The following is a 25378-nucleotide window of genomic DNA, read 5'->3' on the forward strand; positions in this document are numbered from 1 at the left end:
ATACCTAGCGAAACCCGCGAGCTTAGCGCCCTGACCTTTCGATCACCTTGCCGTGCTCTTCCTTATTCGGCGTGGATGTTGGCGGACTTGATCACCTTGGCCCAGCGCTCCAGCTCAGCCTTCTGGTATTGCGCCAGCTGCTGCGGGTTCATGTACTTGGCCTCGGCGCCCAGTTCCTCGGCCTTCTTGCGGAAGGCATCGGTGCGCACGATTTTCTCGATCTCACCGGTAAGCTTGTCGATCACCGCCTTGGGCGTGCCCGCCGGCGCGTACATCGCGAACCACGACGACACGTCCAGGTCAGGGTAGCCGGCCTCGGGCGCCGACGGCACGTCCTTCAGGCTGGGCAGGCGGGTCTTGCTGGTGACCACCAGCGGGCGCAGCTTGCCGGCGGCGATATGGCCCATCAGCGGCGGCGGCGTGGTCATGGTCAGGTCGACCGAACCACCCAGCAGGTCGGTCAGGGCCGGGCCGGTGCCCTTGTACGGCACGTGCGTGATTTTCGTGCCGGCCATCTGGTTCAGCAGCTCGGTCGACACGTGCTGCAGCGAGCCGTTGCCTGACGAGGCGTAGTTGAGCTTGTCCGGATGGGCCTTGGCATACGCCACCAGTTCCTTCAGCGTCTTGACCGGTAGGCTTGGGCGCACCACCAGCACCTGCGGCGCCGACAGGATATTGGCCACTGGCGCGAAGTCCTTGACCGGATCCCACGACAGGTTCTTGATCAGCAGCGGCGTGATGACGTGGTAGCCCGAGTACTGCACCATCAGCGTGTAGCCGTCCGGCTTGGCGCGCGCCACCACCTGCGCGGCGATGCTGCCGCTGCCGCCGGGGCGGTTGTCCACCACCACTGCCTGGCCCAGTGCCTTGGCCAGCGGCTCGGAAATCATCCGTGCCGCCAGGTCGGTGGTGCCGCCTGCCGCGGCCGATACCACCAGCGTCACCGGCCGATTGGGATAGCTGCCGTCCTGCGCCAGCGCGGTGGGCGCGAGCCAGGCCGTACCCAGCACCGCCAGCGTGGCGGCCACGGCCTTGCGCCGCGCGGGCATAGCGAGGATGAGTTGAAGGGCTTGCTTCATGAGGGTCTCCGTTATCTCTTAGAGATAGATGCGTTGTTCTTGTATTGACGCGGCGATGTCGCCACAGGGAATCGACAGGCTAGGGCTGCCCGGCGAAATGCTCCGCCAGCCAGGCTGGCGGCTGGTGCGTGCGCAGGCGCGGGCCGGCGCTCAGCAACTGGCTGTGGATGTCGCGCCCGACCAGTGCCGGCATGCCGGCCACCACGTCGAGCAGCGCGCCCAGGTCGACGCCGGTCTCGACGCCCATGCAGTCGAACATGTGGACCAGGTCTTCGGTGCTGACGTTGCCGCTGGCACCTGGCGCATACGGGCAGCCGCCCAGGCCGCCGGCGGCCGCGTCGAAGCGCGTCACGCCGGTCTGCCACGCGGCCACGGCATTGGCCAGGCCCATGCCGCGGGTGTTGTGCAGGTGGATGGTCAGGCCGGCATCGGGCAGCGCGGCCTGGAACGCCTCGCACAGCGCGGCGACCTGGTTCGGGTAGGCCATGCCGGTCGTGTCGCACAGCGTGATGCCGGCCGCGCCGGCTGCGGCGAAGCGCGTGGCCAGTGCCATCACCGCGCCGGCATCGACCTCGCCTTCAAACGGGCAGCCAAACACCGTCGACAGCGAGACGTTGACCGGCACGCCGGCGGCGCCCGCGGCATCGATCATCGCCAGCAACTGGTCCTGCGACTGCTGGCGCGTCATGCGCAGGTTGGCGCGGTTGTGGGTCTCGCTGACCGACATCACCAGGTTGACCTCGTCCGGCCGGCACGACAGCGCGCGCTCCAGCCCGCGCAGGTTAGGCACCAGCGCGGTGTAGCGCACGCCCGGGTGGCGCTGCATGCGGTGCATCAGCGCCTCGGCATCGGCCAGCGCGGGGATGGCGCGGGCCGAGGTGAACGAGGTGGCTTCGATGCGGGCAAAGCCGCAGGCCGAGAGCGCGTCGAGGAAGGCGACCTTGGCGTCGGTCGGCACCACCACCGGCTCGATCTGCAGGCCGTCGCGCGGCGCGACTTCATTGATCTCGACGCGGGCGGGACCGCGCAGGTTGGTGGCGGCGCTCATGCGATCACCTTGCGCGCGCGCAGGTCGGCGATAGCGGCGTCATCGAAGCCCGCCTGCTTCAGCACCGCATCGGTATGCTCGCCGAGCGTCGGCGCACGGTCATGGATTTCTCCGGGGCTGGCCGACAGCTTGGGCACCACGCCCGGCACTTCCACCGTCAGCCCGCCGGCCGAGGTCACCGACTCGATCACGCCGCGGGCGCGGTAGTGCGGGTCTTCGGCAATGTCCTTGACGGTATAGATGCGGCCCGACGGCACCTGCGCCTCGCGCAGCAGCGCCAGCGCCGAGTCCACCGTCTGCGTGCGGCTCCAGGCGGCGATGGCGGCATCGATCTCGTCGACGCGCTTCACCCGGCCATCGTTCTGCGCCAGCGACGGATCGTCGGCTAGGTCGGGCCGGCCGATGGCCAGCATCATGCGCTTGAAGATGGCGTCGCCATTGGCCGCCACCAGCACGTATTCGCCGCTGGCGCAGGGGTAGGCATTGGACGGGGCGATGCCTGGCAGCGCGCCGCCGGCGGGCTGGCGCACCGCGCCAAAGGCCGAGTATTCCGGCAGCAGGCTTTCGCTCAGGTTGAACAGCGACTCGTACAGCGCCACGTCGATGACCTGGCCCTCGCCGCCGCGCGCATCGCGCTGGTACAGCGCCAGCAGCACGCCCATGGCGCCGTGCAGGCCGGCGATGGTGTCGCCCAGCGACAGGCCGGCGCGCACCGGGGCGCGGCCCGGCTCGCCGGTCAGGTGGCGCAGGCCCGCCATGGCTTCGGCCACCGCGGCAAAGCCCGGCTCGTCCTTCTTCGGGCCGGTCTGGCCGTAGCCCGACACGCGCAGCATGATCAGGCGCGGGTTGTCGGCATGCAGCACATCCCAGCCCAGGCCCCACTTTTCCATGGTGCCGGGGCGGAAGTTCTCGATCAGCACATCGGCCTCGGCGGCCAGCTTGCGCACCAGCGCCTGGCCTTCCGGCTGGCGCAGGTCGATGCAAATCGATTCCTTGTTGCGCGACTGCGCTTCCCACCAGACCGAAGTGCCTTCATGCAGCATGCGCCATTTGCGCAGCGGATCGCCCTGCCCCGGCGGCTCCACTTTGATGATGTGGGCGCCGAAATCCGCCAGGGTCTTGGCGGCGAAGGGGCCGGCGATGAGTTGTCCGAGTTCGAGGACGCGAATGCCCTCGAGGATCTGTTGCGCCATGGGGTGTCTCCGTGCGATGCGATGTTATGTTGCAGTGCGGCAAGCCCAATGACTGGCTTGTCATACATTGCGTTCGAACGGAGTGTGCCCCAGCAGGGGCCCGCCTGGAATCGGCAATCGGAGAAGCGGGCTTTCTCGGAACGCGAAAGGCTCCGGAGGCGCCTCAGCGCGGGGGCGTCAGAACGGCGCCCGGTCCCCGCATAGGTGGCTGATCAGCAGCCGCGCAGACACCGTCAGCCCGGCCGGGTCGCGCAGCCCGATCAGCAGCGAGCGGCGCGCCCAGGCGTCCTGCAGCGACACCAGCGACAAGCCCATCGACTTGACGTGCGGCTCGGCCGCGATACGCGGCAGCACGCCCACGCCCAGCCCGGCCATCACCATGCGGCACATGGCGTCGAAGCTGCGCACCTGGATGCGCAGGCGGAACGGCCGGTCGAGCCGGCTGCTCTCCTCGAGCAGGCGCGCGGCCAGCGAGGTCTCCTGCGGCAGGCTGACGAAGTCGAATTCCAGCGTATCGGCGTAGCGCACGGGGCCGCGCGCGGCCAGCGGATGGTTGGGTGGGGTGATGATGACCAGCTCGTCCTGCCGGTACTCGATCGTCATCAGCCCGGCCGCGGGGGTGCGGTCGGCAAAGATGCCGACGTCTGCGCGGTTCTCGACCAGCGCGGCGACGATATCGCGGCTGTTCTGCTCTTCCAGCTCGATGCGGATGGTCGGATGGTGCTGCATGAACGACGCCAGGTCGTCCGGCAGGAACTGCGTGATCGCAGAGGTATTAGCGCATACGCGTACCTGCCCGCGCACGCCGGAGGCGTAGTCCGACATCACGCCGGCCATGCGCTCGACGTCCTGCAGGATGGTCAGCGCGTGGTGGAAGCAAGCTTGCCCGGCCTCGGTCAGCTGCACGCCGGCGGCATGGCGGAAGAACAGCGGCGCGCCCACCGCGGTCTCCAGGTCGGAGATGCGTTTGCTGGCGGCGGCCACGGCCAGGTGCGACTGGCGCGCGCCGGCCGAGATGCTGCCTTGCCGGGCCACGGCCACGAACAAGCCAAGCGTGACGAGATCGAAGCGGGCCAGGTTCATGGGGCAGGCAGGGAGCGGAGAGAAGATCCGGTCGATCGGCGCGCGGGCGTGCAGCCCCGCGCGATCCGGCTCAGAGGTTGCGGCGGTCCATCACCGCGCGCGCGATGGTGCCGGCGTCGACGTATTCCAGCTCGCCGCCGACCGGCACGCCGCGCGCCAGGCGCGATACCTTGAGCCCGCGTGCCTTCAGCATTTCGCCGATGTAGTGGGCGGTGGCCTCGCCTTCGCTGGTGAAGTTGGTGGCGACAATGACTTCGCCGACGGGACCGCCCAGTTCCGGCTCGGTGGCGCGCGCCAGCAGCCGGTCCAGGTGGATCTCGCGCGGGCCGATGCCGTCCAGCGGCGACAGCCGCCCCATCAGCACGAAGTACTTGCCGCGGTAGGTCAGCGTCTGCTCGATCATGACCTGGTCGGCCGGTGTTTCCACCACGCACAGCAGCGCGGCGTCGCGGCGATCGTCCAGGCAGGTCTCGCAGATCTCCTGCTCGGTGAAGGTATTGCAGCGCTGGCAGTGGCGGATATGGTCCGCCGCGCCGCGCAGTGCGTCGCCCAGCTTGCGCGCGCCCTCGCGGTCGTGTTGCAGCAGGTGGTAGGCCATGCGCTGGGCGGACTTGGGCCCAACGCCGGGCAGCACCCGCAGCGCCTCGACCAGCGCCTGCAGCGAGGTGGGCGACGAAGCTTTCACGGTTGCTTTCAGAACGGCAGCTTGAAGCCCGGCGGCAGCGGCAGGCCCGAGGTCATCGAGCCCATCTTTTCCTGCGTGGTGGCCTCGGCCTTGCGCACGGCGTCATTGAAGGCGGCGGCGACGAGGTCTTCCAGCAGCTCCTTGTCTTCGCCCTCGGCCAGCAGGCTGGGGTCGATGCTCACGCGCTTGACGTCGTTCTTGCAGGTCATGACCACCTTGACGAGACCGGCGCCGGACTGGCCCTCGACCTCGATCTGGGCCAGCTGCTCCTGCATCTTCTTCATGTTTTCCTGCATCTGCTGGGCTTGCTTCATCAGCCCGGCGAGTTGACCTTTCATCATGATGGGACGCTCCTGGATTCGGTAAGAAATTCGGTGGTGGAAATTCGGTAAGGCAAGTGCCTGCGGCGGTCTGCGCGGGCCCGGTCAGGCCGCGCGCGGCTGGATCGAACCGGGCACGATCTGGCCGCCGAAGTCGCGCAGCAGCCCCTGCACGAAGGGATCGGCCTCGATCACGGCTTCGGCCTGGCGCTGGCGCTCGGCACGGGCCTCGGCATCGGCGGCCGCCGCGGTGACCGAGACCCCGCCCACTTCGCAGGCCACGCGCACCGACTCGCCGAAGTGGTCGCACAGCGCCTGCTGCAGCCGCTCGGCCACGCCGTTCTCGCCCAGGGCCGCGACCGGGATGCGCAGGTGGAAGGTACGCCCGACCACCTGTGTCAGTTCGCTCTGGTAGGCCAGTTGCTGCGCCAGGCCCTTCAATGGCAGGCCGGCTGCCAGTACCGGCCATTCGCCGGTGAAGACCGGCGGCGTGCCGTCTTCGCCGGCTGCGGGCGGGCGGGGGGCGACGTACTTGGCGGGCTCGGACGGAGCGGCATACGGCGCCGGCGCGGCTTGGGCGACTTCGCGAACTGGCTCGGCTTCACGCGCGGCCGGGCTTGCAGGCCGGGCCGCGCCGTTGCGCGGGGCGGCACGCGAAACAGGTTCGCTGAAGCCGTTGTCGCTGTAGCCCGGGTCGCTGTCATAGGGACCGATGACCGGCAGGTCGGGCGGCAGGTCTTCCCACGGTGGCACGTCGCTGCCACCTGCCATTTCCCACGGCGGCACCGACTCCGGCTCGGGCTGGCGTGCGGCAGCCTTCGGCGCGGGCCTTGCAGCCGGCGCGGACGCTTGTTGCGGGGCAGGCTGTGCAGATGCCTGGGCCGGCGGCCTTGCGGGCGGCGCTGCCGGGCGGCTTACTGCCGCGGCACCGGGCGCGCGCAAGGGCTGGGCCGGCGGGCGCTGCGCGGCGGCGGGCGCTGCCGGCATGGCCGGCGGCGGCGCGTTGCGGGCACCACCCCGGGCGGCGGAGGCCTGGCGTGCGGCGGCCAGCGCGGCGCGTGCCGGCGACATGGCAGCGTCAGGCGCAGGGCGTGCCGGCGCTGCGGGTTCGGTGGCCGGTTGCGGCTGTGCGGCGGGTGCCGGCGCGGCTGGTTTTGCCGCGGCGGGCATCGCCGCTGCCGTCGCCGGGGCTGACGGGGCCGCCGTGACGGGACTTGCCGCGGCGGTCGCATGACGGGTTTCGGCAGGCCCGGCCGCCAGCGCCGCGCTGCGCGGACGCGACGGCGCGGCGCCGCCGCCCTGCCCTTGTGCCGACACCGGCGACGGCTCCGGCGCCGACGACGGCCGGAACGCCAGCATGCGCAGCAGCGTCATGGTGAAGCCGGCGTACTCGTCCGGCGCGAGCGCCAGCTCGCTGCGGCCAAGGTTGGCGATCTGGTAGAACAGCTGCACTTCCTGCGCGTCGAACACGCCGGCCAGGCGGCGCACATCGTCCGCTTCGGGCCATTCCTCCTGCACCGAGGCCGGCACGGCCTGCGCCAGCGCCACCTTGTGCAGCAGCGAGCCCAGGTCCTGCAGCGCGCCGGCGAACGACAGGCTGCGGTCGGCCATGGCATCGGCAATCGCCAGCATGGCGGCGCCGTCCTCGGCGGCGAGCGCATCGAGCAGTTGGACCAGGTAACCCTGGTCGATCGCGCCCAGCATGCCGCGCACCGCCTCTTCCGAGACCTGGCCTGCGCTGTAGGCGATGGCCTGGTCGGTCAGCGACAGCGCGTCGCGCATCGAGCCATGCGCGGCCTGGGCCAGCAGCCGCAGGGCGTTGCCGTCATGGCCGATGCCTTCCTGCGCCAGGATATGGTCCAGGTGCGAGACGATATGCCCCGGCGGCATCTGCTTGAGGTTGAACTGCAGGCAGCGCGACAGCACCGTGACCGGAATCTTCTGCGGATCGGTGGTGGCGAGGATGAACTTGACGTGCCCGGGCGGCTCCTCCAGCGTCTTCAGCATGGCGTTGAAGGCGTGGTTGGTCAGCATGTGCACTTCGTCGATCATGTAGACCTTGAAGCGCCCGGTGCCCGGGGCGTAGACCGCCTTGTCGAGCAGTTGCGCCATCTCGTCGACGCCGCGGTTGGAGGCCGCGTCCATCTCGATGTAGTCGACGAAGCGGCCGCTGTCGATCTCGGTGCAGGCCTTGCACACTCCGCACGGCTGGGCGGTGATGCCGCCGTTGCCGTCAGGGCCGGTGCAGTTCAGGGCCTTGGCCAGGATCCGCGACAGCGTGGTCTTGCCGACCCCGCGCGTGCCGGTGAACAGGTAGGCATGGTGCAGCCGCTGCTGTTCCAGCGCGTGCGTGAGCGCGCGGACCACGTGCTCCTGGCCGACCAGCGTGGTGAAATCCCTGGGGCGCCATTTGCGCGCTAGAACTTGATAACTCATGGCGGCGATTGTAGCAAATGGCGACCGCCCGGAGCCTGCCGGGCCCCGGGACTTTGCGGCTTGCCAGGGAAGCCCGCCACCAGGGCCCCGCCGCAGGCTTCAGCCGCACTCGCCCACGTAGCCGCAATTCGCACATTTCGCACAGCCGTCGACCTTGTGCAGGGCGTGCGCGCCACACTCCGGGCACGGCTTGCCGGTGCCGACGCCGGGCGTGACCACCCCGGCGCCGGCCTGGACGCCAGCGTCCACTTCCGCGGCAAGCGCCGCCCCGCCACCCTCGCGCTGTGCCAGCCGCGCCGCCAGCGCCGCCACCGGCACCTGCCCACCCTCGGCATCGAGGAAGCCGCGCTTGATCAGGATGCGCTGCAGCGCATAGCCGAGCGCGGCCACTTCCGAGTCATGGAAACGCGGCACCTCGGTGCCATCCTGGCGCACCAGCGTGCCGTAGCGCACCGTGCCCTTGTCCCACACCACGTTGCGCATGTCGGCCAGCGCCTTGGCCACCGAGCCGCCCGAGCGCGCCACCATCGACAGCAGCCGCATGGTCGACGTGATCCACTGCTGGCCCTCGCTGCGCTGGCCTGCCGGCATGAAGAACTCCACCGGGCGCTCGATCGCCACCGGCCTGCCCTCGACGACGCCGGCCACGCGCATGAAATTGACGGTCAGGTAGACGGTCTTGTGGCCTTCATAGGTCAGGTACTCGACCTTGGAGGTCACGCCTTCCAGGTCGCCGACCGGCCGGCTGTTGAAGGGACGCACCAGCGGGTTGTCGTCGGCCACGGCCGCGCCGGGCGCCGCCGGCGCCTCCACCGACAGCACCGCACCCAGCACCGGATTGGGGCGATAGGTCGCCAGGCCCTTCAGGCCGGCTTGCCAGGCCTCCAGGTAGAGATTGCGGAAGGCCTCGTACGGATAGTCCTCCGGCACGTTGACGGTCTTGCTGATGCTGGTGTCGATATAGGGCTGCACCGCCTCCAGCATGCGCATATGGTCGAGCGCCGACATCTGCAGCGCCGTGACGAACGCGTCCGGAAGCTGCGCCATGTCGGATCCCATGTGACGGTAGAGCCGCCAGGCATGGTCCGCCACCTCGAAGCTGCGGTAGCTGTTGTCCGGCATCCGCTTCCTGCGGTTGTAGGTCCACGAGAACGCCGGCTCGATGCCGTTGGAGGCGTTGTCGGCAAAGGCGAGCGTGATGGTGCCGGTCGGCGCGATCGACAGCAGGTGCGAGTTGCGCAGGCCACGGCGCGCAATGGCGTCGCGCACGGTCTCGGGCAACCGGCTGGCAAACCCGCTCTGCAGGTAGGCGTTGGCATCGAACAGCGGGAAGGCGCCCTTCTCGACCGCGAGTTCGGTCGACACCAGGTAGGCCTCGTCGCGCATGCGTTCGGCGATCTGCGCCGCCAGCTTGCGCGCCGGTTCGGTGTCGTAGCGCAGGCCCAGCATTACCAGCGCGCTGCCCAGGCCCAGGAAGCCCAGGCCGATGCGTCGCTTGGCGTGGGCTTCGGCCTGTTGCTCAGGCAACGGCCAGAAGGTCACGTCGAGCACGTTGTCGAGCATGCGCGTGGACACGCGCGCCACCTCGGCAAAGGCATCGAAATCGAACTCGGCCTGCGGCGAGAACGGCTGGCGCACGAAGCGCGTCAGGTTGATCGAGCCCAGGCAGCAGCAGCCGTAAGGCGGCAGCGGCTGCTCGGCGCAGGGGTTGGTGGCCTCGATGCGCTCGCAGTAATAGAGGTTGTTGTCGGCATTGATGCGCGACAGGAACAGGATGCCGGGCTCGGCATGGTCGTAGGTCGCCTGCATGACCTGGTCCCACAGGTGGCGCGCCGGCACGCGGCGGTAGACCCACTGGCCGTCGTCGCGGCGATAGGCGCCGGCGGCGATCAGGTCCGCGCCGGGCTCGGCCTCATGCACCAGCTCGACTTCGCCGTCGGCCTGTACCGCCTGCATGAATTCGTCGGTGACGCCGATGGAGATATTGAAGTTGCTGAGCTCGCCCTTGTCCTTGGCGTGGATAAAGCTCTCGATATCGGGATGGTCGCAGCGCAGCACGCCCATTTGCGCGCCGCGGCGCGCGCCGGCGGACTCCACCGTGGCGCACGAGGCATCGAATACCTTCATGAACGAGATTGGCCCCGACGCGCGCGAATGCGTGGCCCGCACCAGTGCACCGGCCGGGCGGATCGCCGAGAAGTCGTAGCCCACGCCGCCACCGCGGCGCATGGTTTCGGCGGCGTGCGCCACCGCGGTGTAGATGCTGGGCCGGCCGTCGCTCGGCTCGGACACCGAATCGCCCACCGGCTGCACGAAGCAGTTGATCAGCGTGGCCTGGATGCCAGTGCCGGCCGCCGAATTGATGCGCCCGGCCGGCACGAAGCCGTTTTCCTGCGCCCACAGGAAGCGCGCGCTCCAGGCCTCGCGCTGGTCTTCCGGCTCGGCTTGTGCCAGTGCGTGCGCAACGCGCTGCCTGACATCGGAATTGGTGCGCTCTTCGCCCTTGGCGTACTTCTCGATCAGGACTTCGGTGGAGATTTCCTGCGGCGCCATGGCACCGCGAATGATCTGGTCGTTTGCGTTCATGTCTTGGCTCACCACGCTGTGCGGGTTGGGTGAATCGTTGGCTCCTGCACGCACTTGCCTGCGCGCTGCGCCGCGACACCCGCGGCGGCCTGTCATGGTCAGGCCACAGTGGCCTGGCGCGCCTGCGCAAGATCAAGCCGATGCCTCGCCGCGAGCAATGACCCGCCGAGGCAAAAGCAAATTCGACGGGGAATGCCGGTCTGGGTTACAATGCCGCTCGGACGGGCCTCCTCGCATGGTGGCGCGGTCAACCTGGTCAGGTCGGGAACGAAGCAGCCACAGCCGTTTTCCGCCAGTGCCGAGGGTCAGGCTCGTCCACCTCCACTTCCCCCTCCGCTGTACCCTTCCCCACTTACGTCATACCCATCGGATCCGGCACGCGACCGTCGCTTGCAGCGCAGTCCCTGTCACTTTAGTACAGCGGGCCGGCAGCCGTGCGCGCCGCAAGGCCCATTTTGCGCCGATTTTTCCACCCTGTCCGGCGCACAATCCGTTCAGAACAGCGAGCCTTGCTGTGCCAGTACGGGCTGCACCAAGCGCTCGGCCGGAATCCACTCGCCGTCCGCCGTGGCCACGCCGGCCTCGATGCGCTTGCCCGGGAACATCGGCGCGACCGCTGCCGCATAGCGGCCCAGCTGCGCGCGATAGGCGGCATGCTCCTGCGGCAGCAAGCGCAGCTTGTAGTCGACGATCACCACGCGGTCTTCGAATTCCACCAGCCGGTCGATACGCAGCAGCCGGCCGCGTGCGTCATAGAGTTCGACTTCGTTGCGCGCCTCGCCCGCCGTCAGCAGCGGTGCGAGCGCAGGTGCTTGCAGCATTGCGCCTACCGCCTGGACCGCCTCTTCCACCTGTTGCCGCCACGCCTGCCGTGCTTGCCCGGTATGCGCGCCCGACAAAGGGAACCAGCGCAACACCGTATCCATGTCCGGAACCCCTGCAAAGGCTTCCGGATAGCGGGTCAGGCGCTCGAGCAGTGCGTGCACCAGTTCCCCGTGGCGCGCGGCCGCGGCGTTGAAGACGATGCCGTCGTCCTCGGCTTCAGGCGTGCCCTCTTCCTCAAATGCAATCGCCTGGCCCTCGTCGACCGCATCGCGGTAGCGCAGCCGGAAATCGGTGAAGCGCACCGGCTCGCTCAGGCGCGCGAGCGTCGGAGCGCGGTCCTGCGCATCGATCTCCTCGCTGGGATAGGCCGGCACCATCTCGCCGACACCGGCGGCCTGCAGCCGCACGTACCAGCTGCCTGCGATTTCGGCATTGGCATCGCCTGAACTACTGCGGCTGGCGCGGCCCTTGACGCCGCTGACCAGCAGGCCCTGCTGCGCGCGCGTCATGGCCACGTACAGCAGGTTCCAGTTCTCGCGCTCGGAGAGCGCGGCCTCGTCCTCGAACAGCGGCATGCGCGCCAGCCCGCGCTCGCTGCGCTTGCCGTAAGCGGAGAAATGCCGCGGCACCGGCGACGACGGCGGCCAGTCGACCAGGATGCCGCCCTTGTCCGCGGCGGGCTCGCTGTGGTTGGCGTCGAGCAGCACCACGAATGGCGCCTCCAGCCCCTTGGCCGCGTGCACGGTCAGGATATGGACCGCATCGAGGCCGGCATAGGCGGGATCGTCCTCGGCCGGCTCGACGTCTTCCGCGCTTTCGCCCATGCCGCCCTCATCGGGGCTTTCGCCCTCGTCGCCGCGGCGGATTTCCTGCAGTTCGTCGATAAACTTCGGCAGGCTCGGATAACGACCGCCGTCAAGGTCCAGCGACAGCTTCAGGAAGGCATCGAGATTGGCCAGCACCTGCTCGCGGATATCGGGCGGCGCAGCCTCGGCATAGCGCCGCCGCACTTCGCCGCCGTGGAAAATCTGGTCGATCAGGTCATGCACTGGCTGGTGCGGCGCGATGCGCAGCCACTGGCGCAGCCGCGGCACACCTTCGCGTAGGGCGTCCGACACGTGTTCAGGCAGTCCGCCTGCCTCGATGCGCGACCACCAACTGCCCTCGCCTTCGATCTGCGCCAGCGCGACCAGGTCATCATCGGTGGCGCCGACCAGCGGGCTCTTGAGCACGTGCGCGAGGTCGAGGTCCGATTCCGGCGTCATCAGGAACGCCAGCAGCGCCGACAGGTCGAGCGCCTCGAGCGTGGCCAGCAGCCCGCCGCGGCGCGGGCTCAGGCACGGAATGCCGGCCTCGCGCAGCGCGCGCTCGTAGTCGGCCAGATGGGCCTTGCGGCGCACCAGCAGGTGCATGTCGCTCCAGCGCGCGGGGCGGGTCGTGCCGCCTTCGTGAACCGGGACGTTGTCTCGCACCTGGCGCAGCCACGCGGCCACGCGCCGACCTTCTTCCAGGCGCAGCGAATCGCCGGCCTGCCGGCGTGGCTGCAGGAGCGTGTCGCGATGGGCCGATGCCTCTTCGGCTTGCGCGTCGCCGGCGTCGTCCACGGACGCTTCCGCCTTTTCCTCCGGTTCCACCAGCGGCAGCAGCCAGACCGGGCCGCCGCCGTCGGCAAGCGCCGAGGTCTGGGTCTCGTACAGCGGATAGCGTCCCTCGGTGCGCGCCGCATCGAACACGGCATTGACCCAGTCCAGCACTTCAGCACGGTTGCGCCGCGTGCGGTTGGTACGCAGCACGGTGGCGCCGAACGCGCTGCGCAGCATCTCGCCGGCCGCGCCGAACAGCCGTGCATCGGCACGCCGGAAGCGATAGATCGACTGCTTGGGGTCGCCGACCAGGAACACCGTCGGCCGCTCGCCCAAACCGGCGTAACCGGCCAGCCAGCCCTGCAGGATGCGCCATTGCAGCGGGTTGGTGTCCTGGAACTCGTCGAGCAGCAGGTGGCGGTAGCGCGCATCGAGCCGCACCTGCAGGTAGGTGGCGGTCTCTTCGTCGGACATCAGCCGCGCGGCCTGCCATTCGAGGTCGGCGAAGTCCATCGCGCGCTGGTCGTGCTTGTGCTGCTGGTAGCGCGTCAGCAGCGCATCGCCGATGCAGAACAGCGCCTTGTTGATCGCCAGCACCGCACCCTCGCAGCAACGCGCGCTGATATCGTCGAGCATCGCGCAGATCGACGCATGCTCGTCCATCAGTGCATCGACCATGCCTTCGCCGCCTGCGGCCTTGACCAGCGCGGCGGTGCGCCGCAACGAACGCGGCTCGCCCGCGGTGGTGAAGAACGCGGCGCGCAGTTGCGCGAACACGCGCTCGCACGCCTTGCCGGGCTGGGCGCCGCTTTCGCGCCAGGCGGTGATCGCCATCAGCGTATCGGTGATGCGGGTGGCGTGGGTCTGTTCGGTCTTGCCGCCGGCGCCCAGGCGCAGCGCCAGCGTCTCGCAGGCATCGCGCCAGCCTTCGTCGGCCAGCGCCTGCAGCAGGACATCGCCCTGCGCGTCTTCGCCGAGGCAATCGGACAGCGCCTGCAGCGGGTCGCCGCCCTCCTGCATCGCCCACCATTCGCTGCGCGCGTGGAACATGGCGTCTAGCAGCGCGCGCGCCTGGAAGTCGCCGACGGTATCGACCAGCGTTTCCCATGCGGCGCGCAGGTCTTCGTATTGCGGCGTGGCCAGCGCGCGCCAGACCGGGGCCCAGGCTTCGCGCTTCATGCGCAGCGCGTCTTCGCGCAATGCCGCGCCCGGCACGATGCCCGACGCCAGCGGCGCGCCGCGCAGCAGTGTGCCGAACCAGCCGTGGAAGGTGTCGATCGCCATGCGCCCGGGCGCGGCCAGCACCTGCGCGTGGAGGCGGCGCGCGCGCGGCAATGCCTCGCGCGCGGCATCCGGGTTCAGGCCGCGCTGCACCAGCGCGGCGACCACGTCTTCATCGCTGTCGCGCGACAGTTGCGCCAGCACTTCCAGCAGGCGGTCGCGCATTTCCTCGGCGGCCTTGCGCGTGAAGGTGATCGCCAGGATCTCGTGCGGCGCGGCGCCGGCCAGCAGCAGGCGCACCAGCCGCGCCACCAGCAGCCAGGTCTTGCCGCTGCCGGCGCAGGCCTCGACCACGACCGAGCGCGCGGGATCGCAGGCGGCGCGTGTGAACTCGGCCTCGGAAACCGGATTGCCGTCGCGCTGGTAGGGCTGGACCTGGGCGTGGAGTGGATCGTGGACCATCATGATGTCAGCACCGGCACGGCGGTGGATTCCCAAAAGCCCTTGCGGCATAGGCCGCGGGCGGTGCAATACAGGCAGGCGGAGGCATCGCCGAACGCGGGCAGCTTCGCGCCCTGGCGCAGGCGCATCACGTCGTTGCGCATCTGCCGTTCCAGCCACGTGACCGCGGCTTCGAAATCGGGCAGGCCGACTTCGCGCTGCGCGGCGGGTGCGCCTTCACGCGCGCCCTCCAGCGAGACCCAGCTGCCGCCGACCGCGTCAGCGCGCAGCAGGCCGTAGAACGGCAACTGGCAGTCTTCCTCGACTTCAGCCAGCTTGCGCTTGAGCCGGGTGGCGCTTTGGGTCTTGTAGTCGAGCACGGCGTGCGCGCCGTCCGGGCCCTGGTCGAGCCGGTCGATACGGCCGGTCAGCCGCAGCGGCTGGCCGTCGGGCATTGGCAGGTCGATGCCGGCGTCGAGCTCGCCGCCGCGCCAGAACCAGCCCTCGGCCTCGCGCGCGGACTGCCAGGCGACGTAGGACGGCATCACCTCGCGCCAGCGCCGGTAGTAGGCAATGGCATTGCCGTCCTCGGCCATCAGCGCGCCGAACACATCGTCGGAGATCTCGCGCAGGCGCGCGATGCGCTGCTCTTCAGAGAGCGTCTCGCCGCGCTCGCGCCGCGCCTGCAGATCCTTGTGGTAGCGCAGCAGCACGCGATGCAGGTGTTCGCCGATCTCGCGCTTCTCCAGCTCGTCGCTGACCGCTTCCAGGCCGGCCAGGCCCAGCATGCGCCCGGCAAAGAACTGGTACGGGCAACGGCGCAGCATGTTGTAGGCCTGCGCGCTCCAGCGCACCGGCACCAGCTCCGCCGCGGCCTCGGGCGCCGGCATGCCGCGGACATCGGCAAAGGTCTCGTGCGCCTGCGGTGCGGCGTTGGCCTCGATGCTGACGCCGCTGCGCGTGCAGCACGCCGCCAGCCGTTCGATCCAGCCTGACACATGGTGCGGTTCGCCGCGACTGCCATAGCGTTGCCACGTCATCACCACATCGGCGTTGTTCAACAGCACTTCGGCGAGGTCGCGCGCCTGTTGCGCAAAGCGGGCCTCGCGGTCTTCCAGGTCCAGCTCGCGCCGCATCTGGTTGGAGAAGAACATCAGCTCGGCGGCACTGGACGGCAGCTGCGCGTCGTCGCAGCCGACGATCACCACGCCCTCGAAACGGCGCATGCGTGCGCCGTTCAGCGGCAGGATGGTGATGCGCGCCGGGCCGCTAGCCGAGGGCTCTTTATAGGCGACCGATTCGAGCAGCGCCGCCAGCATCGCGCGGAATTCGCCCTGCGACAGCGTGGCATGGCCGCCGGTCTCGTCCTGCGGCAGCTCCTGCAGCCGCGCCAGCGCATCGAGCAGCTGGCTGCCGGCATCGTCGGCGGCCAGCGCGGTGCGCATGCCGAGTGTGTCGAGCATGCCGTCGAGCCGTTCCAGCCACGTCGCCAGCGGATGCTGTGCCAGGCCACGCGGCCAGCGTGCGGCCTCATCCGCGAGCAAGGCGATCACCCCGCGTGCCGCGCGGCGTGGCACTTCACCCGCGTCGTCCTCTTCGGCAGAAGCTTGGCGCACGGCTGTCGGTTCGCTGCCGAACAGTTGGCGCAGCCTTGCCCAGCCGCCGGTAATGCCCTCGCGCCGCACCTGGCGTTCCAGCAGCGCGATGGCCGCGCCGCGCTCGGCAACATCGGGCAGGCAGAACGGGCTCTTGAGCAGGTCGAGCAGCGCGGCGGTATCGCCGTCACGCACCAGCAGGTCGAACCAGCGCATCAGCGCGGCGGCGGCGCGCGTGGTGGAGAGCTTCCAGCCAGTCTCGTCGCGCACCGGCGCACCAGCGCGCGCCAGCAAGGCGCGCGCGCGCCGTGCCACCACGCGGTCGTGCGCAACCAGCGCGACGTTGCGGCGGCCTTCGTTGAGCCACTGCACCAGCTGCGCGGCGGCGGCGGCGGCCTCGTCCTCGAAACGCGCGCTGCCGACCACGCGAATGGCGGGGCGTTGCGGTGGCAGCGCGGGCATGGCGGGGAGCGGTGATGCGGCTTCGGCTTCGGCTTCGGCGTCGTCGTTGTCGTTGGCGATTCGCGCTTCCGGCCAGAGGGCCAGCAGCGTCTGGTACCAGTCGGCATCCGTCTCGCCCTGCCCGGTCCAGTCATAGCCCACCTGCATCACTGGCACCAGCTCGCCGGCATCGCGCAGGAACGCGGCTTCCAGGGGCGTGGGCGGCGTCGGGGCGATCCAGATCACCGGGCCGCGCAGCTGCTGCGACAGCTCGCGCAAGGCACGGCGCCGCGCGGGCAGCGGATCGTCCGGCCCGGACAGCGCCTGCCAGAATGCCAGCACGATGCGCGCCTCTTCGCCGAGGAAGCGCTCCGACAGGTGCGAATAGGTCCGTTCCAGCGCGCCCTGCAGCAGGCCAGCGCGGTCGTCGCCGTCGATCTCGTCATCGTCGCGGATGGCGGCGTCCTCAAGCCAGCGCGCATTGAGTTCGTCGCAAATCGCAAGCAGTGTCTGCGACAGCCCCCACGCCGCGGTCTCGTTCTGCGCGCCGAAGGCACGGCGCAGCCAGTCCTGGCCGCGCACCGCCTGTTGCACCGCCAGCAGCCGCGCGGCATGGCTGCGCACCGGCGTGCCGTCGGGCGGCAGGTCAAGCAGCCAGTGGCCCAGCGTCAGCACGCGCGGCAGCAGCCGCGGACGGCCCGCGGCGCGCGCGGCGGCATCCAGCGCCTGGCGCACGCCGGGGATCTGTGCGGCGGTCGGCACCACCACGTGCGCGGCGGCCTCGGGCGCGCCGCAGCGGTCGAGGAAATACCAGGCAGCGGCAGCCGCCTGGTCGAGGAAATCAGGGCCAGGGCGAAAGCTTAGCGACGTCATTTGGCGCAAGCGGGGCGCGTGGGCCGCAGTCCGGCATGGCTGCGGGGACTGCGTCGGTCGGAGAAGGTATCAGGCAACAGCGGAAAAATACGGGTCGCCGCCTGCCCTGCGCGGCAGACGGCAAAAACAATGCGAAGCAAGCGCCCGGCGCTCACGCTCAGTGGGGGCCGCCTTCCAGGCGCGCACGGATCTCGCGCGCGGTCTCGAGCAGCCCCTCATAACCGGAGCGCGCATGCTCGGGCAGGTCGGGGTCGCCCACCAGCGTGCCGAGTGTTTCGATGATGCTGTAGACCAGGCCCTTGGCCGCACCGCTGGCGATGCTGTTGGTCTCGACGGCACTGCTGAGATGTTCCAGCGCATCGCTCAGGTGGTCTACGTCCGGCGCCTGGCCGGACTCGGACTCGGGCTCGGGCTGCTGCAAAGGCTTGCGGGGATCGGTGTTCATATCGATGACCTTGTCAGTAACGCGGGGCGCAAGATTGATCCGCAGCGCGCGCCATGCGGCCACGGGCGCCTGGGACCGCTTCTATTCTACGCGCCCGCCACGTGGATTCGTCACAACGTGGTGTCCCCGCCAAGTGCATCCCATGGCACACCTGGCCCGATTGCCCGAATCTCTCGGCGCCATTGAAAATAAGCATTTCAACGAATTGCCGGATTACAGCAGAATCCATCCCGTTGCCGGCGGTTTTTCAGCCGCCTTGCCAGGGCCGTCTTGAAAATCGGCAAACTGGTAACATATCGACAGCACCGGGCGCGGCAGCGGCCTCCATAGCCTGCCAGCAGGCGGCAAAGGGGTCGCCGACGGGTCCGCGCAATCTCGTGTAAGGTAACGGTTCGGCCCAGCCTTCAACATAAAAGCGAAACCAGAGGTTTTCCGCCATGAGCGAACAAATCAAGTATGTGAGCGACGCCTCCTTCGACGCTGACGTCCTCCAGTCCGACAAGCCCGTCCTGCTCGATTTCTGGGCCGAATGGTGCGGCCCCTGCAAGATGATTGCCCCGATCCTGGACGAAGTCGCCAAGGACTACGGCGACAAGCTGCAGGTCGCCAAGCTCAACGTCGATGAAAACCAGCAGGTGCCTGCCAAGTTCGGCATCCGCGGCATCCCGACGCTGATCCTGTTCAAGAACGGCGCGGTCGCCGCCCAGAAGGTCGGCGCGCTGTCCAAGTCGCAACTGACTGCCTTCCTCGACGGCAACCTGTAAGCTGCGCGCCGGAACCCGAGCGGGCTTCCGGTTTTGTCACGATCCGACGTGCGTGCGCCACACCCTGGCGCACCGGTCGGATTGTGCTAAGATGCCACCAACAACTCCCCGAGCGTTCGCTCATTTTTCCCCCCTTCTCTTTAGGTCTCGCCCGTCCGGGCCATCTGTACCCCTCGTCTATGCACCTGACAGAACTCAAATCGCTTCACGTGTCTGCGCTTCTCGAAATGGCGGCTACGCTCGAGATCGACAACGCACAGCGGATGCGCAAACAGGAACTGATGTTTGCGATCCTGAAGAAGCGCGCCAAGATGGGCGAAACCATCTTCGGAGACGGCACGCTGGAAGTTCTGCCCGACGGCTTCGGCTTCCTGCGCTCGCCGGAGACTTCGTACCTGGCCAGCACGGACGATATCTATATCAGCCCGTCGCAGATCCGCCGCTTTAACCTGCACACCGGCGATTCGATCGAAGGCGAAGTACGCACGCCCAAGGACGGCGAGCGCTACTTTGCGCTGGTGAAGGTGGACAAGGTCAACGGGCAGCCGCCCGAAGCGGTCAAAAACCGCATCATGTTCGAGAACCTGACGCCGCTGCACCCGAACCGGCCGCTCACGCTCGAACGCGATATCAAGGCGGAAGAAAACATCACCGGCCGCATCATCGACATGATCGCGCCGATTGGCCGCGGCCAGCGCGCGCTGCTGGTGGCCTCGCCCAAGTCCGGCAAGACCGTGATGCTGCAACACATTGCACACGCGATCGCCAACAATCATCCGGAAGCCGACCTGTTCGTGCTGCTGATCGACGAGCGTCCGGAAGAAGTGACCGAGATGCAGCGCTCGGTGCGCGGCGAAGTGGTCGCGTCTACCTTCGACGAACCGGCCATCCGCCACGTGCAGGTTGCCGAAATGGTGATCGAGAAGGCCAAGCGCCTGGTCGAACTGAAGCGCGACGTGGTGATCCTGCTGGACTCGATCACCCGCCTGGCGCGCGCCTACAACACGGTGGTGCCGGCCTCGGGCAAGGTGCTGACCGGCGGTGTCGACGCCAACGCGCTGCAGCGTCCGAAGCGCTTCTTCGGCGCGGCGCGCAACCTGGAAGAAGGCGGTTCGCTGACCATCATCGCCACCGCGCTGATCGAAACCGGCAGCCGCATGGACGACGTGATCTATGAAGAATTCAAGGGCACCGGCAATATGGAAGTGCACTTGGAACGCCGCCTCGCGGAGAAGCGCGTTTATCCGTCGATCAACCTGAACAAGTCCGGCACACGCCGCGAAGAACTGCTGATCAAGCCGGAAATCCTGCAGAAGATCTGGGTGCTGCGCAAGTTCATCTCCGACATGGACGAAGTGCAGGCAATGGAATTCATCATGGACAAGATGAAGGCCACGAAGAACAACGCCGAGTTTTTCGATATGATGCGCAGAGGCGGCTAACGCCCTCGCTGCAGCATCGCCTTAAGGCGGACAGGAAGGCGTGCCACGGCGCGCCTTTTTTGTTGCCTGATGATTTCCCTGCGCGCCCGGCCGCACTGGCGCTTGGACCATGCTCGGCAAACTGACCTCATTCCTGCGCACCCGCTCCCGGGCCCGCAAGCTGGAGCACTACGCGATCCCCGACGCGCTGTGGACGCGCACGGTCGCCACACTCCCGTTCGTGCAGCGCTATGGCAGCGAAGACCTGGCAGCGCTGCGCGAGCTGGCCACGCTGTTTATCGCCGAGAAGGAATACTCCACCGCGCACGACCTGCCGCTGGTCGACGACATGGTGGTCAGCGTCGCGGTGCAGGCCTGCGTGCCGATCCTGAAGCTGGGGCTGCCGTGGTATCGCGGCTGGCACGGCATCGTGCTCTACCCGGGCGAGTTCATCATTCGCCGGACCGTGCAGGACGAGATCGGGCTGGTGCATGGCGTGGTGGAAGAGGCCAGCGGCGAAGCATGGGAGCATGGGCCGGTGATCCTGTCCTGGCAGGATGTGCACACGCCCGGCGCCGGCATCGACAGCGAGCATGACCTGCCGGCCGACACCTACAACGTGGTGATCCACGAATTCGCCCACAAGCTCGACATGCTCGACGGCGAGCCCGACGGCGTGCCGCCCTTCTCGCGCGTGCTGCATCCGGACATCGATGCCGAGGCGTGGGCGGAAACCTTCCTGAACGAATATGACCGCTTTGCCGAAGCCTGGGATGCACGCAAGGAGTCCGACTGGGAGCATCCCGAGCGGCTGCCGCCGGCGCTTCGCATCATCGACCCATACGGCACCGAGGCGCCGAGCGAGTTCTTTGCAGTGACGTCTGAGGCGTTTTTTGTCGAGCCTGCCGGACTGGCGCGGCACTGGCCAGTGGTATACCAGTCACTGGCGTCGTTCTACCGGCAAGACCCCGCCTCGACGTGAGGCTTAAGCTACGTTCCATGGGCTTGGGAGGGTGTTGCAATATGCTCAAGCCCCTTCCCCAAGCCTTTGTTTTTCTGCCATAATTCCAGTTTGCCCGTTACCGGCAAGTGGTTCGTTCGTCGCCGCGTCATGTCCCTGGCATGAGAATCAGCGGATTGCAACGGACTGGCTACCCAACCAGAAAGGACTCACCATGAAAGAAGGCATTCACCCGAATTACCGCGAAGTCGTGTTCCAGGACATGTCCAGCGACTTCAGCTTCATCACCCGCTCGACCATCCAGACCAAGGACAAGATCGTGAAGGACGGCAAGGAATACCCGCTGGCCAAGATCGAAGTCTCGTCGGAATCGCACCCGTTCTACACCGGCACCCAGAAGATCATGGACACGGCCGGCCGCGTGGAGAAGTTCCGCCAGAAGTTCGGCAACAAGCTGGGCAAGGCTGCGAAGTAAATCGCTTTCGGCGAACCCCGCTTCGCGCGGCGCCTGCGGACAGATTGTTCCGGCCCCGCGCGAACCAGCAAAGAGGCAGCATCGGCTGCCTCTTTGCTTTTGTGCCAGTCATCTACGGCACCGTCGTACCAATCAGACTTCCCTCACTCCCGTGAGGCTTCCAAGCCATGCCCCGTCCCGCCAGGCCGCTGCATGCGCGATACTGTGGCCTTCGCGCCATTGCGCCACGGCCCGACCTGAGCATCGATGCGTCAAGCCAACACCTCACCCGTCCAGTTGACCGCTGCCGCGACCGGCGCCCTGCCGCGCGCCCTGCTGCTGGCGATCTGCATCATCTACGGCCTGGTCGGCCTGTTCGGCCGCGACCCGTGGAAGAACGAGGATGCCGCCGGCTTCGGCGTGATGTGGCAGCTGGCCACCGGCGGCCTGCACGACTGGCTGATGCCCAATATCGCCGGGCGCCCGTACAGCGAGGACGGCCCGCTGGTGTTCTGGATCGGCGCAATCATGATCCGCGGCTTCGGCGGCTGGCTGGGCGCGGCCGATGCCGCGCGGCTAGCCACCGCGCTGTTCTTCTTCGCAACCTGCGCCTGCATCTGGTACACGACCTACCTGCTGGGCCGGCGCGACGAGGTCCAGCCCTTTGCCTATGCCTTCGGCGGCCAGCCCAATGCCCGCGACTACGGCCGCACGCTGGCCGACGGTGCGCTGCTGATATTCCTCGCCTGCGTAGGCCTGGCCATGCGCGGCCACGAGACCACGCCCCAGGTCGGCCAGGTCGCCTTTATCGCGCTGGCGCTGTATGGCATGGTGCGCAGCCTCGACAAGCCGATCCAGGGCAGCCTGATCTATGGCGCTGCACTCGGCGGCCTGGCGCTGGCGAGCGGCCCGCTGCTGCCGCTGGCGCTGCTCGGCGGCACCGTGGTCTGCGCGCTGGTGTGCCGGCCGCTGCCGTGGCGGCGCCTGTTCGCCCTCGGCATCCCGCTCGCCCTGCTGATCGTGTTGGCATGGGTGGCCGCGGCCTACTTCGGCGCGGCCGACCGCACTGAGGCGGTCACCTATATCCGCGAGTGGTCGCGCTACGACCGCCGCAGCTATGGCTCGCCGAATATGCAGACCTTCGGCTTCAACATGCGCAACCTGTTCCTGTACGCGTGGCCGGTGTGGCCGATCGCCGGCTGGGCCTGGGTCGCATGGGCCGGCATGCGCCGCGCGCCCCACGTGGCGATGCCGCTGGCGCTGCTGCTGCCGGTGCTGGTGCTGCTGTTCCTGCAACGCAGCGCCGGCGACGTGCAGTTCATCCTGCTGCTGCCGCCGATGGCGGTACTGGCCGCGTTCGCACTGCCCACGCTGGCGCGCGGCGTGATCAACGCGATCGACTGGTTCGCGTTGCTGTTCTTCACCATCTTCGGCGGCACGGTATGGTTTATGTGGCTCGCCAAGACCACCGGCTGGCCGCCGCGCATCGCGCGCAACATCTTCCGCCAGTTGCCCGGCTACCAGCATGAGTTCACCATCGCGGCGGTGCTGTTCGCGCTGGTCGCGACCGCCGCCTGGGTGCTGATCGTGCGCTGGCGGCTGTCGCGCGCGCCCAAGCAGATCTGGCGCCCGGTGGTGATTTCCGCCGCGGGCACCACGCTGATGTGGGTGATGGCGATGACGCTGTGGCTGCCCTCGATCAACTATGGCAAGACCTATCGCGACGTGGCGCAGGCCGCGGCGATGGCGCTGCCGCCCGCGTACCAGTGCGTGCAGCCGATCCGCATGGGCGACGCGCAGCTGGCTTCGTTTGCCTACTTCGGCCATATCCGCTTCGGCGGGCCGGGCGATGGCTGCGATGTGCTGCTGCGCCATGACTCGGTGGACTATGGCGAGCCGGGCAATCTCTCGCATTTTGAATGGCGGCTGATCTGGGAAGGCCGCCGCCCCGCGGACCGCGACGAGCGCTTCCGCATGTATCGCCTGGTCGATACCGCGCGCGCCGTGCATCCGCGCCCTGACCTGCCGCGGCGCCGCCTGCCGCGCCAGCCCTGATTCACGACTCGCACGACACGTCCCGCAGCGCCTGTAGCGCCAATAGCACCAGTAGCGCCATCGAACCATTCAGGCCGCAGGCGGCCGCGGGGCCCGGGATCGTGCCCTGACCAAGCCTGCCAAGCCTGAATGCCCCTGCTCCAAGACCTCCGCCGCATTGCCAGCCTGGCCGCGCCGGTGCTGGCTGGCCAGTTGGCCGTTATCGCCTTTGGCGTCATCGATACCGTGATGGCGGGCCGCGCCTCGGCCACCGACCTGGCGGCCGTGGGCCTGGGCGGCTCGATCTACATCACGATCTATATCAGCCTGATGGGGGTGCTGCAGGCGCTCGCGCCCATTGCCGGCCAGCTCTATGGCGCAGGCCGGGTCGAGGCGATCGGCGCGGAGGTGCGGCAGGCCGCGTGGCTGGGCGCCGCGCTGGCGATTCCCGGCGTGCTGCTGCTGGCCTTCCCCGCGCCCTTGCTCGCCTTTGCCAAGGCCCCGCCGGAACTGGTCGACAAGGCCACCGCCTACCTGCATTTCGGCGCCTTCGGCCTGCCGGCGGCGCTGGGCTTTCGCATCTACTCTGCGCTGAACAATGCGCTGTCGCGCCCGATCATGGTCACGGTGCTGCAGATCGGCGGCCTGGCGCTGAAGGTGCCGCTCAATGCCTGGTTTATCCACGGCGGGCTGGGCGTGCCGGCGATGGGCGGGCCCGGCTGCGGGCTGGCCTCGACGCTGATCAGCTGGGGCTGGTGCATCGCCGGGCTGCTGATCCTGCGCTACAGCGGCGCCTATCGTCCACTGCGGATCTTCGATACCTGGAGCTGGCCCGCGGCCGCACCGCTGCGCGCGATGCTGCGCCTTGGCGTGCCGATGGGCCTGACTTACCTGATCGAGATCACCTCGTTCACGCTGATGTCGATCTTTATCACACGGCTGGGCACGGTTACGCTCGCCGGGCACCAGATCATCGCCAACCTGGGCGCGGTGGCCTACATGCTGCCGCTGTCGCTGGCGATCGCGACCTCGACGCTGGTGGCCCAGCATATCGGCGCGCGCGACCTGGCCGGTGCCAGCCGCCTTGCCTGGCGCGGCATCCGGCTGGCCGCGGGGCTGGCCATGCTGACCGGCGCACTGCTGTGGCTGCTGCGCGAGCCGGTGCTGCACGCCTACGCCAGCGACCCTGCGGTGGTCGCGGCGGCGCTGCCGCTGGTGTTGTTCGTCGCGTTCTACCAAGCCTTCGACGCGGTGCAGGTGATGACCGCCTTTATCCTGCGTGCGTACAAGATCGCGCTGATTCCAACGCTGATCTATGCCGGGTCGCTGTGGGGCGTCGGGCTGGGCGGCGGCTATGTGCTGGGATTCGGACTGATCGAGGGCATGCCGGCGTTCACGCGCGGTGCAAGCGGCTTCTGGCTGGCCAACAGCGTCAGCCTGGCGCTCGCGGGGGCGCTGTTGGTGCGGTATTTCAACCGGGTCAGCAAAAATCCGTAGAACCGAGGTACGAAAGGAGAAACCCGCATGGTGTTAACAGTGCAGGTTTTCTTTTGGCAGAGGGCTCACATACGGCCAGCCGGCGGGAAATAAAAAAACGCCCGCTTGCGCGGGCGTTTCAGATTTGGCGGAGTGGACGGGACTCGAACCCGCGACCCCCGGCGTGACAGGCCGGTATTCTAACCGACTGAACTACCACTCCTTAGTCGGCGCCGTCTCGAGCATTCGCTTTTGACGACTGGCTGGGCGTCTGATTACGCCCGGCTTGTTTTGGCGTCCCCTAGGGGATTCGAACCCCTGTACTCACCGTGAAAGGGTGATGTCCTAGGCCTCTAGACGAAGGGGACAGAAACTTGTTTTTCAACGCGTTTTCTGTCTTGCGCTGGAAAGTCC

At 68.3% G+C, this 25378-nt stretch carries 18 protein-coding genes, 2 tRNA genes and 1 other RNA gene; 8 read left to right on the forward strand and 13 right to left on the reverse strand.

The genetic code is table 11. The annotated features are described in order from the left end of the window. Positions 1-62: 62 nt before the first annotated feature. The 8 genes from K307_RS39455 to K307_RS39490 form a co-directional block, all read right to left on the reverse strand. The gene (locus K307_RS39455; protein WP_051975395.1) at positions 63-1079 is read right to left on the reverse strand and encodes a Bug family tripartite tricarboxylate transporter substrate binding protein; all 1017 of its coding nucleotides are present in this window, start codon (positions 1077-1079) and stop codon (positions 63-65) included. 79 nt (positions 1080-1158) lie between these two features. Beyond that, the gene (locus K307_RS39460; RefSeq protein ID WP_042886478.1) at positions 1159-2127 is read right to left on the reverse strand and encodes a hydroxymethylglutaryl-CoA lyase; all 969 of its coding nucleotides are present in this window, start codon (positions 2125-2127) and stop codon (positions 1159-1161) included. After that, positions 2124-3320, reverse strand: a complete 1197-nt coding sequence (locus tag K307_RS39465) for a CaiB/BaiF CoA transferase family protein (protein WP_042886479.1) — start codon at positions 3318-3320, stop codon at positions 2124-2126. Before K307_RS39465 ends, K307_RS39460 begins: the two co-directional genes overlap by 4 nt. Before the next feature lie 177 nt (positions 3321-3497). Further along, complete coding sequence (locus tag K307_RS39470; protein WP_042886480.1) at positions 3498-4403, reverse strand: LysR substrate-binding domain-containing protein; 906 nt, start codon at positions 4401-4403, stop codon at positions 3498-3500. A gap of 70 nt (positions 4404-4473) precedes the next feature. Continuing rightward, positions 4474-5088, reverse strand: a complete 615-nt coding sequence (recR, locus tag K307_RS39475; protein WP_042886481.1) for a recombination mediator RecR — start codon at positions 5086-5088, stop codon at positions 4474-4476. An 8-nt stretch (positions 5089-5096) separates the two neighbouring features. Beyond that, positions 5097-5429 (reverse strand): YbaB/EbfC family nucleoid-associated protein, encoded by a 333-nt coding sequence (locus K307_RS39480; RefSeq protein ID WP_039014878.1) that lies wholly within the window; start codon positions 5427-5429, stop codon positions 5097-5099. An 84-nt stretch (positions 5430-5513) separates the two neighbouring features. Beyond that, positions 5514-7844: a DNA polymerase III subunit gamma/tau gene (locus K307_RS39485; protein ID WP_042886482.1), complete on the reverse strand. Its 2331-nt coding sequence runs from the start codon at positions 7842-7844 to the stop codon at positions 5514-5516. 99 nt (positions 7845-7943) lie between these two features. Next, complete coding sequence (locus tag K307_RS39490; protein WP_051975396.1) at positions 7944-10430, reverse strand: adenosylcobalamin-dependent ribonucleoside-diphosphate reductase; 2487 nt, start codon at positions 10428-10430, stop codon at positions 7944-7946. 220 nt (positions 10431-10650) lie between these two features. On the opposite strand from K307_RS39490, the gene ffs reads away from it, so the two are divergent. Beyond that, positions 10651-10749, forward strand: an RNA gene (gene ffs, locus K307_RS44920) — signal recognition particle sRNA small type. Positions 10750-10924: 175 nt separating this feature from the next. Here the strand turns inward: ffs and K307_RS39495 are convergent. The 3 genes from K307_RS39495 to K307_RS39505 form a co-directional block, all read right to left on the reverse strand. Beyond that, positions 10925-14524, reverse strand: a complete 3600-nt coding sequence (locus K307_RS39495) for a UvrD-helicase domain-containing protein (protein ID WP_042886483.1) — start codon at positions 14522-14524, stop codon at positions 10925-10927. Further along, entirely contained in the window at positions 14521-17409 is a 2889-nt protein-coding gene (locus K307_RS39500; RefSeq protein ID WP_042886484.1) for a PD-(D/E)XK nuclease family protein, read from the reverse strand. The genes K307_RS39495 and K307_RS39500 overlap by 4 nt, the downstream gene beginning before the upstream one ends. A gap of 157 nt (positions 17410-17566) precedes the next feature. Further along, entirely contained in the window at positions 17567-17854 is a 288-nt protein-coding gene (locus tag K307_RS39505; protein WP_042888037.1) for a hypothetical protein, read from the reverse strand. Positions 17855-17996: 142 nt separating this feature from the next. Here K307_RS39505 and K307_RS50520 point away from each other — a divergent pair, with 142 nt between their 5' ends. The 7 genes from K307_RS50520 to K307_RS39535 all read left to right on the forward strand — a co-directional run bounded on the left by K307_RS50520 (position 17997) and on the right by K307_RS39535 (position 24985). Continuing rightward, positions 17997-18128 (forward strand): hypothetical protein, encoded by a 132-nt coding sequence (locus K307_RS50520; protein ID WP_268989248.1) that lies wholly within the window; start codon positions 17997-17999, stop codon positions 18126-18128. A 163-nt stretch (positions 18129-18291) separates the two neighbouring features. Further along, positions 18292-18618: a thioredoxin TrxA gene (gene trxA, locus K307_RS39510; RefSeq protein ID WP_022535791.1), complete on the forward strand. Its 327-nt coding sequence runs from the start codon at positions 18292-18294 to the stop codon at positions 18616-18618. Positions 18619-18797: 179 nt separating this feature from the next. After that, the gene (gene rho, locus K307_RS39515) at positions 18798-20060 is read left to right on the forward strand and encodes a transcription termination factor Rho (protein WP_042886485.1); all 1263 of its coding nucleotides are present in this window, start codon (positions 18798-18800) and stop codon (positions 20058-20060) included. 109 nt (positions 20061-20169) lie between these two features. Further along, on the forward strand, positions 20170-21021 hold the full coding sequence (locus K307_RS39520; protein ID WP_042886486.1) for a M90 family metallopeptidase: 852 nt from the start codon (positions 20170-20172) through the stop codon (positions 21019-21021). A gap of 193 nt (positions 21022-21214) precedes the next feature. Then, a complete protein-coding gene (locus tag K307_RS39525; protein ID WP_010814268.1) occupies positions 21215-21475 on the forward strand; it encodes a type B 50S ribosomal protein L31 in 261 nt (86 codons plus the stop codon). 246 nt (positions 21476-21721) lie between these two features. Then, positions 21722-23509 carry an ArnT family glycosyltransferase gene (locus K307_RS39530; protein ID WP_042886487.1) on the forward strand — a complete coding sequence of 596 codons (1788 nt, stop codon included), beginning with the start codon at positions 21722-21724 and terminating at the stop codon, positions 23507-23509. A gap of 129 nt (positions 23510-23638) precedes the next feature. Continuing rightward, positions 23639-24985: an MATE family efflux transporter gene (locus K307_RS39535; RefSeq protein WP_042886488.1), complete on the forward strand. Its 1347-nt coding sequence runs from the start codon at positions 23639-23641 to the stop codon at positions 24983-24985. Between the two features lie 125 nt (positions 24986-25110). Here K307_RS39535 and K307_RS39540 read toward each other — a convergent pair. Continuing rightward, positions 25111-25187, reverse strand: a tRNA-Asp gene (locus tag K307_RS39540). Positions 25188-25256: 69 nt separating this feature from the next. Continuing rightward, positions 25257-25332 (reverse strand) — tRNA-Glu (locus K307_RS39545). Positions 25333-25378 lie beyond the last annotated feature (46 nt).

It is taken from the genome of Cupriavidus necator A5-1 (assembly GCF_000744095.1).
In the GTDB taxonomy this organism is placed as follows: Bacteria; Pseudomonadota; Gammaproteobacteria; order Burkholderiales; family Burkholderiaceae; genus Cupriavidus; species Cupriavidus necator_A.